The organism is Gemmobacter caeruleus (assembly GCF_008271655.1).
GTDB lineage: Bacteria > Pseudomonadota > Alphaproteobacteria > Rhodobacterales > Rhodobacteraceae > Gemmobacter > Gemmobacter caeruleus.
The window spans coordinates 1-17,275 of the sequence record NZ_VKKX01000014.1 but is presented as its reverse complement, the minus strand read 5'-3'; the positions used below and the strand labels follow the sequence as shown (position 1 = coordinate 17,275).

Here is a 17,275-nt window from a genome sequence, read left to right as displayed (position 1 = left end):
ACCTCCTTCCCTTCGTTCAGCGCCGTCATCAGTTGGCTTATGCAGTAGATCAGCACATCGCGATCATGAACCGTCGCAAGGCCATCGACAGAAGGCTTGATAGCGATCTTGATCCCGTTGTGCTCATACTCCCTGACCCGCGTATCCGGCTTGGTCGAGAGAGAGAAGATCGGGTGTTCCATCGAGGCCATGTCCGCCTTCGGCACAGCATCGAAGATATCGCACACGAAGAAATCGCCCTGCGGATACCGATCAGGCAGGAGAGGGGAGCGGTTCACTACATGGTCGTCAGACACAGGGCAGCCTTTCGTACTTTCACACACAGTAGGGCAGGGCGCGCTCGAAATCCACGCTGATTCGTACTTTCACACACGCAAGCCGCTTTCGTACTTTTGCCCACGCTCCATCGTACTTTTACACACGTTCTTTCGTACTTTCACACACGACCCGCTCAGAATCTGTTATTAGTTTCAGTGGCTTGCGAGCGATTTTCTGCGCTTAACACTGAATCTAACCCATATTTAACACCTAGGCCTGTGGATAACTTTCCTCTAGAACACTCGTTGCCTCACCCGGCATAGAACACGCAAGCCTGTTTGCCCGTCTCAGGCCCCCGCAGCCACTCACCCCCAAGGACAGCGCAACCGACGCCGTTGCCTGCAAAGAACCGGGGCAGGGCGATAGTCAGGCCAAGCGCCAGGGCCAACCCGAAGATGGCTATGAAGGGAATACGCCGTTTCCAGCGTCCCGCTTCTTCGAGATCGTCCCGAAGGTGCTGAAGAACGGCCTCTTCCTGCCGGACAAGATCATTCAGGCTGCGGCGGGTTTCCTGCCGATCGGTGGCGAAGCCGGATTGCAAGGTTTTCAGCCGATCGAGGGTCGCATCCAGCGCTCTGTCGAGTTCCTGGCCGATGTGACGCCCGTAGCGTTGCGGATCGGAATGGGCCTTGGCCGCCTGTGCTGCGTCCCGGCTTTCGGTGGTGGCCTTCTGGACATCCGCGAGAATCTGGCCGTGCCGGTCCAGTTTTCCCGCCATGTTGGCAACGACAGTGCCCAGGAGGTCGAGGGTTTCACGAAGGGCGGCGTCGGAAAGGGCAGGGTGGGCGGAACCGGGGTTGGACATTATGATTTCCGTGATCAGGGATAGGCGATGGGTGTTCAGAGATAGGTGTTACGCGATCAGCGTTCAGATTTAGGATTCACGGGTTGCGCATCCGGTGATCGGTGCAGCCCGTCGAATTCTTTGTCGGCGAAGTAGCGCAGCTTTTTGGCGATGATCACGGGCTTGCCCTGGACGCGCAGCAGCTCGACATGGGGCGGCAACTGCATGATTTCATCCGGCGTCATCAGGTCGCGTGCCGTGACGTTGTATGAGGTCGAGGGTGCATCGCCGGGCTTGTGGCTTTCGGTCTGATAGCCGGTGGTTTCCCGTCCGATCATCTGGCTCAGCCACTTGGCCGTCTCGAAGTCGTTGACCCCGAAGCATTGCAGCACACCCGCGTTGGCGACGAAGGTATTGGCCCGCGCGCCGTAGAGGTCCTTCAGCTGGCTCATGTCCTGCAGGATCGGCCAGAGTTGCAGCCCGTAGCCCGCCATCAGCCCCATGGCGCGTTCCACGGCTTCCAGACGGCCCAGGGCCGCAAACTCATCCAGGAGGAACAGCGCGGGCTGTTTCAGGCGCTCTGCGCCTGCCTGAGCCGCTTCCGCGTCTCTGGCGATATCCTGAAGCGCTTGTGCCACCAGAAGGCGCAGCCAGCGGCTGTAGGCATCAAGCCGGTTCGGCGGCAGGACAAGGAAGATCGAGGTCAGATCATGCCGCAGGGCCGAGAACTGGAAGTCGGAACACGCTGTGGCGGCCACGATCCGGGGGCTATCGAGGAAGTGGGTGTGGCGCTGCGCCGAGGACATCACCGAGGCCGCTTCGCGGTCGGATTTGCCCAGGAAGCGGTTGGCGGCGCGGGCGATCAATCCCCCGGCGGCGGTGCTGTCCTGCATCAGCTCCATGAGGGCGCGGAACTTCTCGGGCGGCAGGGTCAGGTATTCCCGCACGGTGGCGAGGGTTTTGCGATCCGCGTCCTCATGGGCCACGGCGAACATGATCAGCCCGACCAGCAGCGCCTTGGCCTCTTCGTTCCAGTGGGCTTCCGACTGTTGGCCGGGCGGGTCCATCACCAGGGCTTCGGCCAGCGAGGCGGCATCTTCGCCCAGATCGGGGCTTTCCGCGTCAAGCCGCCCGAGGGGGTTATATGCCGAGGCGGGCATGCCGGTGACACCGAAAGGGTCGAGGATATGGACCGCCCCGAAGCGCTTGCGCGCCTCGCCTGCGATCTTCGCATTCTCACCCTTGGGGTCGATCACCAGTACCGAGCGTTCGGTAAGCAGGAGGTTCGGGATCACCGTGCCGACCCCCTTGCCCGCCCGCGTGGGGGCGAGGGTCAGGAGGTGCGCCGGGCCGTCATAGCGCAGGAGTTTGCCGGTATCGAGGTCGCGCCCGATCAGGAGGCCGTCGCCACCTTCGAACGCTGCGCGTTCTTTCCGGGTGGCAAAGCGGGCCGAGCCATGGCTGTCGCTTGGCCTGCGGCCCCAGAGCTTGATGCCGGTCCGGTTCGACCAGTCGCTGGCCCCGATGATCCAGCCGGTAATGGTCATCGGCCAGAACACGAACCAGTGCCAGAGGGCTTCGCCCATCGGCACGTCCGACAGGATGATGATCACGATCAGCCAGGCGAACCAGGCAAATGCCGTGGCGATCACCATCCAGACGAAGAACCACCCGGCGAGGATCGGGGTGACGACGACAAAGAGGGACAGCCGCGACAGCAGCCCCAGGGCGGTGAATACATACTGCAAGGAAATCAGGTCCAGCTAAGAGGGCAGGGGGCGAGCTGCGCTCCCCCTCTGAAGGAAAGGGGCGGCGATCAGGTCGAGGGCGTCGGAACGGGTGGGGCTGTCGCGGAAGATGCGGCGGCGGGCTGCTTCGCATCCCAGCCTTCGAAAGCCTTGCGGTCCTGTTCACGGGGCAGGTTGCGGACCAGGCGCTCGATTATGGCTGCGGCGTTGGAATCCCGTTCTGCCAGATCGACAAGCGCTCCGCCCAAGATGATCTTGCGCCGCGTATCCAGCTTGCGCGCCTTCGTAGCTTCGCGGTTCTTCAGGGCGAGGAGCCGGGCCTTGGCCTGGGCGTAGCGCTTCTCGGCGCGTTCCAATTCTGTCTCAGCCATTCGTACCTTCACACACGCCGGAAATTCAAAACATCTTTGGGTTGAATGTCGCATTGACGTGGTAAGGTCAAGCGGTTACCCGTAGGCCTGTAAAGGTCAAGGGCGCACTTATGCAAACTCTCCATCGCCTGCGGCGCTTCCGAGCTTTGCGTGCGGTCTCCTCGGGGGCATGGCCCCCCGCCGACGGCGTCCCCAGTCCGGCGCTTGTTGCGCCGGATCAGGAAGCGCGTCCCGCCTTCCCGAACCCATCCTGGCCAAGCCTTGCGCGGCTTGGATCGCGCCCCGCTGTCCCTGACGCCCACATTGGAACTGGCCCCGAGAGCGGGGCGGTTCCGCGAGGGCGCCCGTGCCAGCGGGCGATCCGGTTACGCCTGTCCCGAGAGCGGGGCAGGCTGCCGGATCGGGTTTGCCGCGCTGTGCTTGTCCGGCAAACCATGGCCCGTCCTGGCGATGGCCGCGCGCTTGCCCGGCAGCATGACCGCCCGCCTGTCGGCGTGGCTGCATGTCTGCCCGTTTGCGTGGTGGCATGCTGGCCTCAATGGCCCGCAGACAGCCTGCCTGTTTGCATGTCTGCCTGTTTGCCTGTCTGGCAGTCCGCCTGCCTTTGCCCGTCACCGGATCGGTAGGGCGCGGCCATGGCCAGCTACCACCTCTCCGTCAAGACGATCAAACGCAGCGCCGGGCGATCCGCCACGGCGGCGGCGGCCTATCGGTCGGCCTCTGTCATCGCGTGCGACCGGGAGGGCCGCATGCACGATTACACCGCCAAGCGCGGGGTCGAGGCCTGCTTCATTCTCGCCCCCGATGATGCGCCGTCCTGGGCGCAGGACCGGGCCGCGCTGTGGAACGCCGCCGAGGCGCGTGAGACCCGGTCCAATTCGGTGACTGCCCGCGAATGGGAACTGGCCCTGCCGTCTGAGCTGTCCGACGCTGCGCGGATCGACATCACGCGGGCCTTCGCGCAGCAGCTGGTCGAGCGCTACGGGGTGGCTGCAGATGTGGCGATCCATGCCCCGCACCGCGAGGGCGATCAGCGCAACCATCACGCCCATATCCTGACCACCACCCGCGTCCTGTCTGCCGAGGGGCTGACCGACAAGACGCGCATTCTTGACGCCGCCAGCACCGGCGGGCCGGAGATCGAGGCCATGCGCGGCTACTGGGCCGAGCTGCAAAACCATGCCCTTGAGTTGGCGGGGCAGGAGGGACGCGTAGATCATCGGTCATTGGAGGTGCAGCGCGAAGAGGCGCTGTCCCTTGGGGACACGTTGAAGGCCGAGGAGCTGGACCGCGAGCCGGAGCTGAAGCTTGGTCCTGCCGCCAATGCCATCGAGCGCCGCGCGCAGCTGGTCGCCGAGGCCGAGGGCCGCGACTATGAACCACTGACCCAGCGGGGCGCGCGGGTGCATGCGGTGCGCCAGGCCAAGGCGATGTTTGCCGAAATGCGCGAGCGGCTGGAACTGGCGCGTGACGCCTGGGCCGAGGCCCGGGAAGAGGGGCAGGGGCATGTCAGTGCCGGTCTGGCGGCTTTGCGCGCCGCCGCAGGGCGGCAGGCGAAGCAGCTGGACCAGGATGAGATCAAGGAACGCCTCGCTCGGATTGCCGGGCGTGAGCAGGGGGCGGGGCATGATCACACGCCGGGCCAGGGCGACCGGGATATACGCGGAAGGCTTGCCGATGTGTTGGGCAAAGCCAGGGCGGAAGAGCAAGAGCGTGAAAAGGCCCGCGAGAAAGAACGCGAGCAGGAGCTGGACGAAGAGCGCAGGCGGCAGCGCGAAATCGACAGAGATCTCGGATGGGAACTGTAACGTAGACCTGAACCTGCGAAGTCAGATCAGGCTTCTTTGTTCCTTATCAGTCTCTTGGCCGTCGGGCGTACATCCGCACTCTGATCGGGGAGGAAGATTCACGAACGAGAGTTCGTTGGTCAGGAAGTTGAATTCACCCCGGCGGTTCCACATGGCTGGACGTAGTCTTTCAGACCTGACTGCTAGTCGTAGGACTTCGGATGTCGCCAACGACGAAGTTATTCCAGTTAGCGGGGAAAGACTTCCCAGATTGCGCTTCGGACGCCAAAGCCTCCGCACACCTTGTAAAGACTTGTCTTCGAGTTCATCCAGGGTGATGCGCGAACAGTTGAAGCATGCCGACACACCAGGACTGACCGTCATTCCAATCAGGCTCAGGTGCAGATTGTACCCGCCTGCGATGACATACGGGACGCCTCGATGCTGACAGTACTCGTTGATCCATTCACTAGTGAGGTCCACCGACGGCTCGTCGGCGCAATTTACGATGACGTCTGGTCTTGCCTCGGAAAGCAAAGCGCGGAGCCCGTTTGCATCGTGGACATGCTCTTTGACCCTCCGGACCTGAACCCTATGTGATATCCGATGGAGGGCGGATGCGATGGCCTCGACCTTTGGGGCACCAATGTCCTCGTGAAGGAAGATCGAGCGGTTAAGGTTGGACTCCTCTACATGATCGCCATCAATCACGGTGAAGTTTTCGAAGCCTGAGTGAGCAAGCTGTACTGCGGTCCAGCTGCCTACGGCACCACAGCCCACAATGGCAACCCTTGTTGAGCGGAGCCTTTCGAAGGCAGCAAACAGCTCTGCTGCAGGAAAGTAGTCTCCGAGAAAATTCAGGACGCGGTAGTGCTCAGCGGCGTCAATAGCGTCTCGAACGGCCTTAGGTTCAACGGCGCACCGCTCGTGCAATGCTTCCATGAGATGCGAAATCTGCGGCACCGAAGCGTCATGCACCTCGCAGATGTCTTCAAGGGATTGTCTGCCATCAAGCCCTCTGATGACGCTGGCAATTTCTGAACTTAGCCGGAAACGCATGGATCGGCGTGTCGAAGACTGAAAGAAATCAAAGACCCCGTCGCCCACCGGGATAACGGAAACGGATGGTCGAATCAGCCAATGTGATCCGGGTGAGAATTCAATCTGCACGCGCCCGCAGCCTCCCCAAATCGCCGCAGGTTGGGCATTCAGGGTTTCTTCCCACCTTGAAGCTATCGATACTGTACTGATCGAATAGAAACTCACCACGGCCTTGCTCGATATCTCCACCTCTCTCTGAAAGGAGCCTAACGATCTTCAGTACCGCGGCGGAGGCGGCAAATGCCGATAACGACGGCAGGCCCCCGAAGCCGCGTCGGCGATCAACGATGGGATGGGAGATTGGTTTCCAACCGCGCAAAGTCTCTTCGAAATGTTTTGCATAACAGTCGGAGCATGGCGTTTGGCCGGGAACAATCATTTCGCTCAGACTTGCGAGGTGCGCGTCAAAGCCGCCCGCAACCAACAGGGGCAGCCTCTTGGTCACACAGTATCTCGATAGCTTTATGCTTGTTGCCCCGATGTAGGGCTCGTCCGCAGTGTTTATGATCAGGTCTACATCCGATCCGATCAGTTTTTCGACGTTTGTATCGATGTCGAGCGGCGCTTGTACGGCGCGTGTCTCTGGCTTGAGAGCTTGGCCGTGAACGAAGCTCTCGGCAACCATTGCCTTCGGCCTGCCGATCAGTCGGTGATCGAAGAACGCATTTCGTGTGCGATCAGCAGGCTTCAATTCCTTTGGGTCAACAATGATAAAGCGCTGGAAGCCGATTTGAACAAGCTCTCTGAGTATCCAACTTCCGACCGCGCCAACGCCAATCAATGCAACTCTACAGTCCATTATTCTCTTAAGGAGTGCCGTAGCCGCAGCTTCGGACTCCTCAATGTCGAGAAAGAAATTCAGTTGCCGCGAATAACGTTTAACTTGCTCTGGGCGGAACGCATTTTGCATCCAATCCTTCCGGACAAGGATCCCCTTGCCATAAAGATACTGAACGAAACTGGTAAACGACGAAGAGTGCTTGATGTCCAAGCTGGATGCGCGTGCTTCATACCGTTCATCCAGCTCCAAGACTGACGCGGAGCCGTCTAGCCATTCTAGGCACTCAATCAGTAGCGGTGTTACCCGCAGGCGTAGCCGCTTCCTCGTGGATAGAAAGACGAAGTGAACTACGGAGTCCGGGGAAATGTAAACGTCCACCCCGTCCCTGAGCCATAGACGAAGCGATCCGATTTGGTCGTCGTCGTCGCGGATCAATATTGGATCTGACCGCCCCGAACGTCGAGAAACCTGGCCCAATCTTCATCGCTCGCAACGAAGGTCGCGTCCGCGCTGCAGGTGCGCGTGCAGCAGTCGGAGCGTGCGCCAGAACACTCCTTCGTGTAGGCGGCTGCATTCGTCATGCCGTTAGACGCTTCGATTTCCTCAAAGCCATGGTTTTCAAAGGTGTACTTGCTCGTCATGAAAGGCGCTCCAGACCCGGATCCCAGTATTTCTATGATGTTACGTTTGACAGATGTTTCGGTCAACTCGCAACGGGGGGCAGAGATGATGCGGTACAGAGCACAAAACAAGGTTTGGTCTGTACGCACACCGGACGTAGACTGCCTGCCAGTACCCATGCACCAAAAACGGTCGTTTTTGTCCCTCCCCTGCCGGAACGCTTGCGACAAGGACTTAGGCGGGACAAAACCCCCCTGACAAAACCTTTGAAGTTTTGGGAGGTTTTTGTCACAATGGGGCATGATCCTTGGCTATGCCCGCGTCTCGACCGACGACCAGAACCTGGATGCCCAGCTCGATGCGCTGAAGGCGGCGGGAGTGCAGCGCATCTTCTCCGACAAGATCAGCGGCTCGCTGCGCAAGCGACCTGAGCTTGATCGTCTGCTCGACCAGCTCCGAGATGGGGATGTCATCGTCGTGACGAAGTACGACCGCCTGGCGCGCTCCCTGCGCGACCTGCTCGACATTGTCGAGGTCATCAAGGCGCGCGGCGCAGGCTTCCGGTCCCTGGCGGAAGACATCGACACGACAACACCTGCCGGTCGCCTGGTCTTCCATGTCTTCGCCTCCATCGCTCAGTTCGAGCGCGAGAGGATTTCCGAGAGGACCAAGGAAGGACTGGAAGCGGCGCGCAAACGTGGCCGCGTCGGCGGCCGCCCCCCTGCCCTCTCAGAGGCACAGAGAAACGAAGTGCGCCGGATGCGCGACGAGGACGGCCGCGCCCTTCCCGAGATCGCCAAGCTCTTCAAGGTGAGCACCAAGACCATCCGAAGGGTATGAGTGCGGCCTAATCCTTGTACTCCCGGAACCCGGCAAGCAGGTCCTTGAAGGACTTCGGCGTGTGCTTCTTGAAGTTCTCTTCATCAACATAGGCGAAGTCGAACACAGTATCTGATTGAGCTGCGTTGATATCCTCGCACCACTGCCGAAGGCGGGCCATCTTCAAAGGCACGTCCAGATCTTCAAGACCCTTGGTTTCGACGATGACCTTTCGCCCATCGGAGAGCCGAACGATGAAATCGGGATAATAGTTGGAAATACTCCCATCGGCATTGACGTAGTCGAGTTTGAAGTTCACCGCGAAATAGTTCTTCGCGTAGGCAGCCACATCTGAGCAACTGTCCAGGAAGGATGCAAAAAGCAGCTCAAGATGGCTGTCGCCGATGATCCGGTTGAAGATACTCTTCTTGGGAACAAGGTAGCCCTGCTCCTTCACAACAAAGGGCCGGGTTTGCCGGAGCTTAATCGTGTCTCTGATTTCTGCGTCGCCCCGATCGCGCACGGTGAGCGCGTTGATGGCCTTCTTGAAGCCCTCGATGATCGTGCGCGTCGCGGAGAGTTCCGAAAGATTACGCAGCGTGTTCGGGTCGTCGAGATCAACGTGTCTGTCGAAGAGCTCTGACTCAACAAAGGTTTTCAGCTTGCCATAGAGAACGTCATAGCCGCTGACGAGCCGCAGGTCCTTCATGATAGTCTGGGCGAAATAGCCTAGTACGCTTCGGAAGTCCGCCACACCGGCCGTATCGAGGATAGTGGTGTGTGTGACCTCACCGGTGGTGATGTCCTTGAAGACGATCTCTCGCTGCTGTTCCTCGGTGAAGGCCAAGTACATCACCTTCTGGTGGCCTAGTCCCGTGAGGTCCAAGTCGGCAAGGTTCTTGTACTCGCGGTAGATGCGTGGGGTCAGGACAGGAATCTCGATATCGAGTGCATCCAGGTCCTTCTTATCGTTCTCACGGTCCACCTCGATCACGATCGGCGTCTTGGCGGCCGTCCCCTGCCCCATGGCCTTGCGCTCAAGTTGCACACCTTCTGCTTGGATGGACTCGACGAACTCCATGAAGGCATCGGTTCCGACGATGCTGACATACTCTTCGACACCGCCCGGATACATTTTGCGCAACCCTCGCCCCAAAGTCTGCTCGGGCAAGATGTTGCTCTGCGCTGAATAGGCGCGAAGACCGACGATCGTCGTGACATTGCGAACGTCCCATCCCTCTTTCAGCATGAGCACAGAGACGATGGCCTTGTAGGGGCTGGCCGGGTCATCGATCTCATTGGCCTGCTTGCGCAGGAGTTCGAGCTCTTCCCTCGCCTTTCCTGATGCGGCCTCGGAGATTTCTCCGTTGGCTTTCGTATGGATCACCAAGACGCCGCCCTTCAGGTCGGGATAGTGGCCCTCAAGGTAACTCGCGACATCATCGCAGTTGCGGGTATCGTCCGTCATGATGAAGAGGATGGCCTTCTTGCCCATCTTCTCATGTTCGATCGAGGCCTTGCGCCACTCGATCACGCCAAGGTCGATATAGTCTGCGTACTTCTCGGTGTAGCGCGCACTTTGCCGCTCAGAAAGCTTCGCCCGGCTCGCCGCGTCGGGAAGAACAGGATGCTTCACAACGTTCTGGGAGATCGCTTCCACAAGCGGATAGTCGGCGATGGTCTGAACGAAGATCGCGCCGTTGTTGTGCTTGGGCGTCGCTGTCACATCGATCTGAAGAGAGAGAGCCCCACCCTTTTGAAGAAGCCGATTGTGAATGTCCTCGATCGACTTGAACCAAGCGAGACGGGAGTCATGGATGTGATGGGCCTCGTCGTTCAGGACCATCAGCTCGTCGATCTCGCGAACAATCATGCCAAGATCGATCTTCGAGTCGGTCGTCGCGCCAGTCGGACGCTTGCCGAGGAAGTAGTCCATACTGTCATCGTCTTCGGGTGATGGGGGGATGTCTGATCCCGCATAGACACGATGAATATTGGTCAGGAAGATGTTGCCGGTTGGCTGCGTGATCCTGACCTCGTCCTGCAAATGCAGGGTGAGCTGGAAGTCATCCTGCCAGTTGCGACCGTCGAAGCCGTTATCCGGTATCACTGGGTCTTCGAAGAAAAGTTTCAGGCCTTCGAAATCTTTGTAGATACGGTCGAGGACGATGATGTTTGGCGCAATGACCAGGAAGTTTCGGGCGAGCTGCGAGTCAGGTTCATAGAGCTTGTGGTAGAAGCTCCAGGCTAGGGCGAGGCTCAGGACCTTCGTCTTCCCTGCGCCGGTCGCCATCTTGACCACGAAGCGGCGCCAGGTTTCGTCGAACATGCTGGCCGAGACAGCGCCGCTGCTGTCGAAGCGCATGAGATCGAACTTGTCCTGCACACCGACAACGTCATGCAGGTAGATGATCGTCTCCAGAGCCTCCCGTTGGGAGAAGAAGTACTGGAACTCCACCATCGTGCCATCGGCCTTGGGCAGGAGGTGGGGCGTCTGGAACCACCACCTAAGCAACGCGCGGCTCGTGTCGGCTGCACCGACATAGCCGCTGTCGCGGAACTCCTTCACCTTCTGGCGCAGCGAGGCAACCAGGGGCGGCATAAGCTTGTCCATGCTGGTAGCGCGAAGAGCCTCGTCCGCAGGGAACCAACGAATAGAGGGGTCAAGGATGGCGTGGGGAGAATCCGGGAAATCAGGGTGAAGTGCCATTATGCCTTCCCTCCGATGTTCACAGTCACGATCGTCATCGTGTCGTTGCCGAAGATGTCCACGACTTTGACCGCCACCTTGCGGCGGCCGGGTGCACACTCATGGAAGACGCTCTTCAGCTCTATGCTACGGTCCTTCTTGGTGCGGAAGGACTGCCATTCGTTCTCGAAGATGTAGTCGCCAGTCCAGACTTCCTGCCACTCGCCACTTGCCGGGTCCTGCTGCCGGATGATCTCGCGCTTGTTTTCGAAGTCAAAGTCAACCGACCAGTAGTCGATCCAATCAGTCCAGGTACGGGTGAGATAGTGCTTGGAGACAATGCCATCCGCATCCTTCGAGACCTTCACGATCTGGCCTTTCTCGACCACGATCCGTGTCGCCTTGTTCTTGAGAGTCGCCTCGGCATAGGCGATCGAGTCCTGGGAATAGAAGACCGAGAAGTCCGTGAGTTCGATGGCAACGGAGTTGCCCTTCAGATGTGGCTTCACTTCGATGAACGACACATCATGGAAGACGACCTGGTTGCGCTCGACGGCCCGCTTGTCAAAGACATCACGCGGGATGTACTTCGGCGCGATGTCGATCCCCTTGGCGCGCGCATCGTCGAGTACGTTCGGGAAAAGGCCCATCTCGAACTCGAAGCCCAGAATATCAACCTTGGTGATCTGCTTCTTGCGGCACTCAAGAATGATCTCTTCGACGAAGAGCCGTGACACGGGCATGTTGACAGGACCCACAGCTACCAGGCGGCCCGCACGCTTACCATGGAAGGTCTGAAATCCTTCGGTCTTCTCTGCGCGATAGGCGCGCAAGATAAGATCAAGGAAAGCCCGTTCCTTCAGCTCGGCCTGCTGCTGCCGCTGCTCTTCGCGCAAGTTCGGGTTTAGGCCGATATAGTGCTGGCGCTCATATCTACCCAAATTGAGTATCTCGAACGCTCGATAGTCCTTACCTTCTGCTTTCCGTTCTCTTTGAACCGAAATCAGCCTCTTTCTCGTGGTATGAACCGCAAACTTGCCAAGATCGGAAATAATCCACTTACGCCCAAGCTTTTCAGCAGATGCCGCTGTAGTCCCCGATCCAGAAAAGAAATCTGCGATAATATCACCCTCGCTCGAAGCTAGGTTAATTATCCTACTGAGGAGTTCCTCTGATTTTTGAGTCGGATAGTACAACTTCTCAGGATCGGTAGGACTAGTGATCTTTTTGACGTCGGGCCACCAATTGTTTATTGGCGTTCCTTCTTCTCGCAGAGCTGCATCGGGACCTTTAACCGCGGTTCGACCTCTTTGCATAGTGCCTTCTGAGTAAGGCCGATACTGCGTATTGTACGCCCAAGTCTTCCCTTTGGTAAACCAGAAGATATCATCATGCTTCTTCGGCATCTCCGTAGTGGGAACACCTCCACCGCTGTAGAGCCAAAGAATGTGGTTTCGGATCGAGTCCTTTCCGAACACCTCATCAAGTATCATTCGAATGTAAGCACTGACACGCCAATCACAATGAACAAATATGCTACCATCCTCACTCAATAGATCGCGCATTAGAACTATTCGCTCATAGATCATTGCAACGAATGAATCGGCGCCTTTGCCCCAGGTGTCGCGGTATGCAATCTCTTCGAGGATGTTCGGCTTCTTAGTGAAGGTATCCTCGCCAATCTCGATGTCCATCGAGAAGTCCGCACCAACATCGAAAGGCGGATCGATGTAAATCAGTTTGATGCCACCTTGCCGCTCGATTTCTTCTCGGAGCGGACCGTTCTTCAGCGATGACAGGATGAGCCGGTTGTCACCCCAGATCAGCTTGTTAGTCCAGCCTTTGAGCTGACGGCCGCGTTGATCCATCGAGAACAGGTCCTGCTGCGCCGCTGTGTCCTCGGGCTTCTCGGCGCGCGGTTCATCAACTTGCTCGATGACCTGGAAGGGCAGGACCACATTAGAGACCTCGTTGGTCTTCCCATTCCAGACCAGTTCGACCTCGCGTTTGTCTTCGAAAAGCAGGAAGCGATATTTGTCGGGCAAGGGCTTGTCAGCCTCCAGATACCGGATGATTTCCTGTTGTTCCTGCTCTGTCAGTCGCGCCATCGCCCCCTGCCCTCTCACACATTTTACCTTCAGCCGAATATGCTGAACGGATTCAATAATCTCAATGAGATGGGGCTGCTTATCCCCACCTGAAACCTATTCCTTGAGCCATCTGGCATAGGCTCGAACATCTATCATCGGCACCGTCGCGAGCGCCTGAAGACGCGCGATCAGTTCAAAGAGGAAGGCTGTTGCAGCCATCGCGGTCTCTTCTACCTGGTAACCGCCATCGCCGTTGCGCGCATAGATTCCGTGAGCCGCCACACAGCCAAGATCGAGCGCATGCTCGTCTTGCCGGGCACCAAGGTTCTTTGTCAGAGAGTCACCGAGCGGGGGCTTCCAACCGCTTTCAAGGGTCACAAGTCCTGCCAGTATGGGATGCGGCACCTTTGGGTCCGCGATCCCTGTCGCATGTGGGATAGGCAGGCTCGTGCGATAAAGCGCCCGAACACTCGCGGCCTTGTCCTGGGCATAAGTGATTTCCTCAGCTGTGATGACTTGCTTGGCCTCGAACACTGCATAGACGCTCTCGGCCGGAACGACATCCAGCCCGTCCTGGTGGAAGACAAAAGGGGAGTACTGCCGGTCAAAGATGACGATGTCGATCTGGTGGCTGAAGGCTCCGTTGCTATCGACGACAACGGCACGCCGCGCGCGATACCGCTCGGGCAAGTAATCGCCTAGCATGCTCAGCCAAACGGTCTCGGCGGCGTCGCCCTTGAGAACGGGATGGCCTGCGACCTCCCGCGCTGTGTGCAGGCGATTATGAATGCCTTTGTGAAGACCTTGGAGAAGCGCAGGAAGTGACCAGGTCATCGAACCAACTCACCCCACGAGCCATCTAGAGCCTTGCGTGCAGCTGCGACAATGACCTGCTTCTCTGGTAAGGTAAGGTCGTCGGAGATTACGTTATTCGTATTCGAAGGATCAACAACACGGGCAGTTGTCAGGTTGTCTCGAATGTAGGTCAGGGCTTGTGAGACCCTTTGTGAGAGGGTTCCGCCGCTGCCTCTTAGAGCAGCGATCACTGCGAGTTCCAGGTAGAAGGAAGGGAAGTCGAGCCCCTTCTGATTCCGCCAGAGCTTCAGCACGCGGATTTCAGGGATGCATCCGCCGTACATCACATAGGCGATGTGCGTCGCGACGTTTGTTTTGGTCCAGGTGTTTGCTCGGCGCCGGAAGAGGCTGTGATCTTCGGAAAGCATGTTCTGCTGACGTGCAGGAACGAGATCAACATCGTAGCCGTTCAACCGAATGTTGATCGAAACATTCTGCTTCTTCGGTGTCGCCCCTGCTGCCTTCAACGTCTCGAAGAGCGAGTGGTAGATATCTCCGAGGGACGCCGTCGCCGTATCGGCGAGGGAAATGAACAGGTCGATATCGGTCCCACTCTTGTTCGCTGTGCCCTTTGCGAAAGAGCCGCTCGGTGAGATTCCCCGAAGATGCTGCCCGGCCCAGGATTGGATCAGTGGCCTGATGGTACTCTGGATGCCGCGCACAGGGGACATCGCACTGACGTCCACAGATTCACGAAAAAGGATGTTCTGAAGATACTGGTCTGCCGTCATGGGCTCTCACACAAGGCGCGGCTGTTCGGGCTGCGGCGGCAGGCTCGCGCGGGTCGGCAAATGCCTGATCGTCGCGCCGGTCTCCTTGTCCGCCTGGGCCAGGTCGAACTGTGCTTGCAGGTTCAACCAGAACTGCGGATCAGTCCCGAACCAGTGTCCGAAACGTAGAGCGGTATCGCCCGTGATTGAGCGCTTACCTGCGATGATCTGGCTCACGCGGTTGGGCGGCACCTCGATCTGCCGCGAAAACTCCGTGGGCGTAATGCCCAACTCTTCCAACTCGTCCTTTAGGACGTGGCCGGGATGTACTGCTCTCATGAACATGGCCTGACCTCCTTTCGTCAGTGGTAATCCACGATTTCAACGTTGTCTGGTCCTGACTGCCCTTCGGGCCAGTCAAAGCAGATGCGCCATTGCTGATTGACGCGAATGGAGAACTGCCCTGCCCTGTCGCCGCGCAAGGCTTCCAACCGATTGCTCGGCAACGCCCGAAGCGCGTCCAGAGAGGGCGCGGCGTTCAGGATAGCGAGCCGCTTTGCGGCCTGGTCCTCGAACCCCTGAAACGCCTTCACGAACCCGCCGCGTGCGAAGCTCTCGGTCCTCTTGTCGCGATAGCTCAGGATCATCTTGCTTGGGAAGATAGGCGCCTTGACGAGATACGTCAAGCGTACTTATGGCGGCGCAATTATATTGGATTTTTCAATTTATCCGGTTAATATAATTATCGGATAACATGGAGACGCCTATGCCGACCGTTGTCATCGCATCGCCGAAGGGGGGTGCCGGGAAGTCCACGACGGCGATCCTGTTGGGGACAGAGCTGGCCCATGCAGGCGCGAGCGTGGTCATGCTGGACTGTGACCCCAACCACTCTCTGACCCTTTGGGCTGACCGGGCCCCCCTGCCCGATCGAATTCAGGTTCTGTCGAGCGTCACCGAGTCTGACATCGTGAAGAGCATCAAGCAGCACGACACGGATGGTCAGATCGTCGTCGTGGACTTGGAGGGCGTCGCATCGCGGCTTGTTTCCCGGGCGATTTCTCAGGCCGATCTCGTCATTACTCCGATGCGAGCTACCACGTTGGACGCCACGATTGGTGTCAGAGCGCTTCAGCTCATCGCTGAAGAGGAAGAAGCGCTCGATCGGAGGATCCCTCACGCCGTCGTCTTCACGATGACGAAGGCCGTCCGTTCGAAGCAACATAGCGGCATCGCCGAGTCACTGGCGGCACAAGGCGTCGATCTAATCGATCCGCCGCTCCTGGAGCGGGCAGCGTTCTCCGCACTCTTCGAGTTCGGAGGTAATCTCCGGAACATGCCCGCCCAAGGGAACATGGACGGAGCGATCGAGAACGCCGCACTGTTCGCCCAGGCGGTCTACAAGCGGCTGGCAGAGGGAGTCTGAGATGTCGGACGGAAAAGCCTTCAACATCGACCTCGGCCGCCTAAAAAGCCGGGAGAAAGACCGCAGTCCGCAGGCGGTCGAGAAGGCAGAGCGGGCAGGGGAGGAACTGGGCTTCGTTGCCCGTGACGGCCAGAAGCGACGCGGGCGCAAGCCTAGCCCCCGGACGGGGCAAGTCCACGCTAAGGTCATGCCCGGCATTTCCGAAGAGATCGCCAATGAAGCAAAGCGCAGGGGCGTGCAGCAAGGCGTTCTCATCGAGGAGGCTTGGGAGCTTTACAAAAACAAATCCGGTATTTGAAATTATCCGGTATTCTTCCTGTTCTGCACCCACTTCCGACAGAACCCCAAGAATGCGGCTTCCGGGTTGCGCGGCGTCTCTGGAAGCCAGCTGCGCCACTCGCGTTCCAGATAGTATACGTCAAAGCCAGGAGCGAGCATCCGGGCCGTCTCATAGACATCTGGGTCAAGGTGCGGCGCTACTGCCGGAGGCAGCACCATCTTCACGCCCTGCCGGTTTGAGAACGTGACCATGTCCTCCTGCTCGTCATAGGAGATTGCATAGTCCGGCATGTGGTCGTGTTCCCGATCCTCTCGGATGATGTTCATGACCAGGCGCCGAAACTCGCGGGGGGTAGAGTTCGATCCGCACTTCTTCTGCAACAGCGCAAGGCTGATCCGCCATTCCTTCTGCGCCCCACAGTGCTTGCGTGCGAGTTCGTAGATGCGCCGCTCCAAAGGCTTCCGAAGCCGGAAGTAATCACGATGCAGCGTGAGAACTTCCTTCGACCGGATCGCATTGAAAACCCAGTCAGATAGCTTGATCTCGACTTCCTGCATGCGGCCGTCGCGGGTTTCCCTAACAACCTCGGCACTTTCGATCAGGCCAAAGGTCCTGAAAATCTCCTTCCCGCCGGTCACGATGTTCGTGCTGATCCTGGTCCCTGCTAGGCGCTCAAGGGCTGCCTTCAGCTGAGAGTACCCGGAACCCGCTGTGTTCCGGTTCGTAGCGACCAGCATGTCAAACGCGCGAAACCGGACAACCTGGGAAACCTCCTTCCCTTCGTTCAGCGCCGTCATCAGTTGGCTTATGCAGTAGATCAGCACATCGCGATCATGAACCGTCGCAAGGCCATCGACAGAAGGCTTGATAGCGATCTTGATCCCGTTGTGCTCAT

18 protein-coding genes are annotated in these 17,275 nt (G+C 58.7%); 4 read left to right on the top strand and 14 right to left on the bottom strand.

All coding sequences use genetic code 11. The features are described 5' to 3' along the window. The 4 genes from FOA17_RS20065 to FOA17_RS06605 all read right to left on the bottom strand — a co-directional run. Positions 1 to 296: replication initiator protein A (locus FOA17_RS20065; RefSeq protein ID WP_238991752.1), on the bottom strand; the 296-nt coding region annotated here is incomplete at its 3' end. Positions 297 to 568: 272 nt separating this feature from the next. Next, entirely contained in the window at positions 569 to 1,123 is a 555-nt protein-coding gene (locus FOA17_RS06615) for a hypothetical protein (RefSeq protein WP_149140706.1), read from the bottom strand. Positions 1,124 to 1,179: 56 nt separating this feature from the next. Beyond that, on the bottom strand, positions 1,180 to 2,850 hold the full coding sequence (locus tag FOA17_RS06610; RefSeq protein ID WP_238991751.1) for a type IV secretory system conjugative DNA transfer family protein: 1,671 nt from the start codon (positions 2,848 to 2,850) through the stop codon (positions 1,180 to 1,182). 68 nt (positions 2,851 to 2,918) lie between these two features. Beyond that, entirely contained in the window at positions 2,919 to 3,221 is a 303-nt protein-coding gene (locus tag FOA17_RS06605; RefSeq protein ID WP_149140705.1) for a mobilization protein, read from the bottom strand. Positions 3,222 to 3,856: 635 nt separating this feature from the next. Here FOA17_RS06605 and mobQ point away from each other — a divergent pair. Further along, the gene (mobQ, locus tag FOA17_RS06600; RefSeq protein WP_149140704.1) at positions 3,857 to 5,029 is read left to right on the top strand and encodes a MobQ family relaxase; all 1,173 of its coding nucleotides are present in this window, start codon (positions 3,857 to 3,859) and stop codon (positions 5,027 to 5,029) included. A gap of 21 nt (positions 5,030 to 5,050) precedes the next feature. On the opposite strand, the gene FOA17_RS06595 is transcribed toward mobQ, so the two are convergent. The 3 genes from FOA17_RS06595 to FOA17_RS06585 form a co-directional block, all read right to left on the bottom strand. Continuing rightward, complete coding sequence (locus FOA17_RS06595) at positions 5,051 to 6,178, bottom strand: HesA/MoeB/ThiF family protein (RefSeq protein ID WP_149140703.1); 1,128 nt, start codon at positions 6,176 to 6,178, stop codon at positions 5,051 to 5,053. Beyond that, positions 6,168 to 7,100: a ThiF family adenylyltransferase gene (locus FOA17_RS06590; RefSeq protein ID WP_203232280.1), complete on the bottom strand. Its 933-nt coding sequence runs from the start codon at positions 7,098 to 7,100 to the stop codon at positions 6,168 to 6,170. The genes FOA17_RS06595 and FOA17_RS06590 overlap by 11 nt, the downstream gene beginning before the upstream one ends. Before the next feature lie 221 nt (positions 7,101 to 7,321). After that, the gene (locus FOA17_RS06585; protein ID WP_149140701.1) at positions 7,322 to 7,531 is read right to left on the bottom strand and encodes a hypothetical protein; all 210 of its coding nucleotides are present in this window, start codon (positions 7,529 to 7,531) and stop codon (positions 7,322 to 7,324) included. Positions 7,532 to 7,811: 280 nt separating this feature from the next. Here FOA17_RS06585 and FOA17_RS06580 point away from each other — a divergent pair, with 280 nt between their 5' ends. Then, complete coding sequence (locus tag FOA17_RS06580) at positions 7,812 to 8,351, top strand: recombinase family protein (RefSeq protein ID WP_149140700.1); 540 nt, start codon at positions 7,812 to 7,814, stop codon at positions 8,349 to 8,351. A gap of 7 nt (positions 8,352 to 8,358) precedes the next feature. On the opposite strand, the gene FOA17_RS06575 is transcribed toward FOA17_RS06580, so the two are convergent. The 6 genes from FOA17_RS06575 to FOA17_RS06550 form a co-directional block, all read right to left on the bottom strand. Further along, positions 8,359 to 11,040, bottom strand: a complete 2,682-nt coding sequence (locus FOA17_RS06575; RefSeq protein WP_149140699.1) for a DEAD/DEAH box helicase family protein — start codon at positions 11,038 to 11,040, stop codon at positions 8,359 to 8,361. Then, the gene (locus FOA17_RS06570; protein ID WP_149140698.1) at positions 11,040 to 13,127 is read right to left on the bottom strand and encodes a DNA methyltransferase; all 2,088 of its coding nucleotides are present in this window, start codon (positions 13,125 to 13,127) and stop codon (positions 11,040 to 11,042) included. Before FOA17_RS06570 ends, FOA17_RS06575 begins: the two co-directional genes overlap by 1 nt. 96 nt (positions 13,128 to 13,223) lie before the next feature. After that, positions 13,224 to 13,943 (bottom strand): DUF6602 domain-containing protein, encoded by a 720-nt coding sequence (locus tag FOA17_RS06565; protein WP_149140697.1) that lies wholly within the window; start codon positions 13,941 to 13,943, stop codon positions 13,224 to 13,226. Then, complete coding sequence (locus FOA17_RS06560; RefSeq protein WP_149140696.1) at positions 13,940 to 14,695, bottom strand: nucleotidyltransferase domain-containing protein; 756 nt, start codon at positions 14,693 to 14,695, stop codon at positions 13,940 to 13,942. The genes FOA17_RS06565 and FOA17_RS06560 overlap by 4 nt, the downstream gene beginning before the upstream one ends. Positions 14,696 to 14,701: 6 nt before the next feature. Beyond that, a complete protein-coding gene (locus tag FOA17_RS06555) occupies positions 14,702 to 15,019 on the bottom strand; it encodes a HigA family addiction module antitoxin (protein ID WP_149140695.1) in 318 nt (105 codons plus the stop codon). Between the two features lie 17 nt (positions 15,020 to 15,036). Further along, positions 15,037 to 15,321, bottom strand: a complete 285-nt coding sequence (locus tag FOA17_RS06550) for a type II toxin-antitoxin system RelE/ParE family toxin (RefSeq protein ID WP_149140694.1) — start codon at positions 15,319 to 15,321, stop codon at positions 15,037 to 15,039. Positions 15,322 to 15,440: 119 nt separating this feature from the next. On the opposite strand from FOA17_RS06550, the gene FOA17_RS06545 reads away from it, so the two are divergent. Then, positions 15,441 to 16,100, top strand: coding sequence for a ParA family protein (locus FOA17_RS06545; RefSeq protein WP_149140693.1), 660 nt, complete (start codon positions 15,441 to 15,443; stop codon positions 16,098 to 16,100). Between the two features lies 1 nt (position 16,101). Further along, complete coding sequence (locus tag FOA17_RS06540) at positions 16,102 to 16,398, top strand: chromosome partitioning protein ParB (protein WP_149140692.1); 297 nt, start codon at positions 16,102 to 16,104, stop codon at positions 16,396 to 16,398. A gap of 2 nt (positions 16,399 to 16,400) precedes the next feature. On the opposite strand, the gene FOA17_RS06535 is transcribed toward FOA17_RS06540, so the two are convergent. Beyond that, on the bottom strand, positions 16,401 to 17,275 hold an 875-nt coding region (locus tag FOA17_RS06535; protein ID WP_149140691.1), incomplete at its 5' end, for a replication initiator protein A.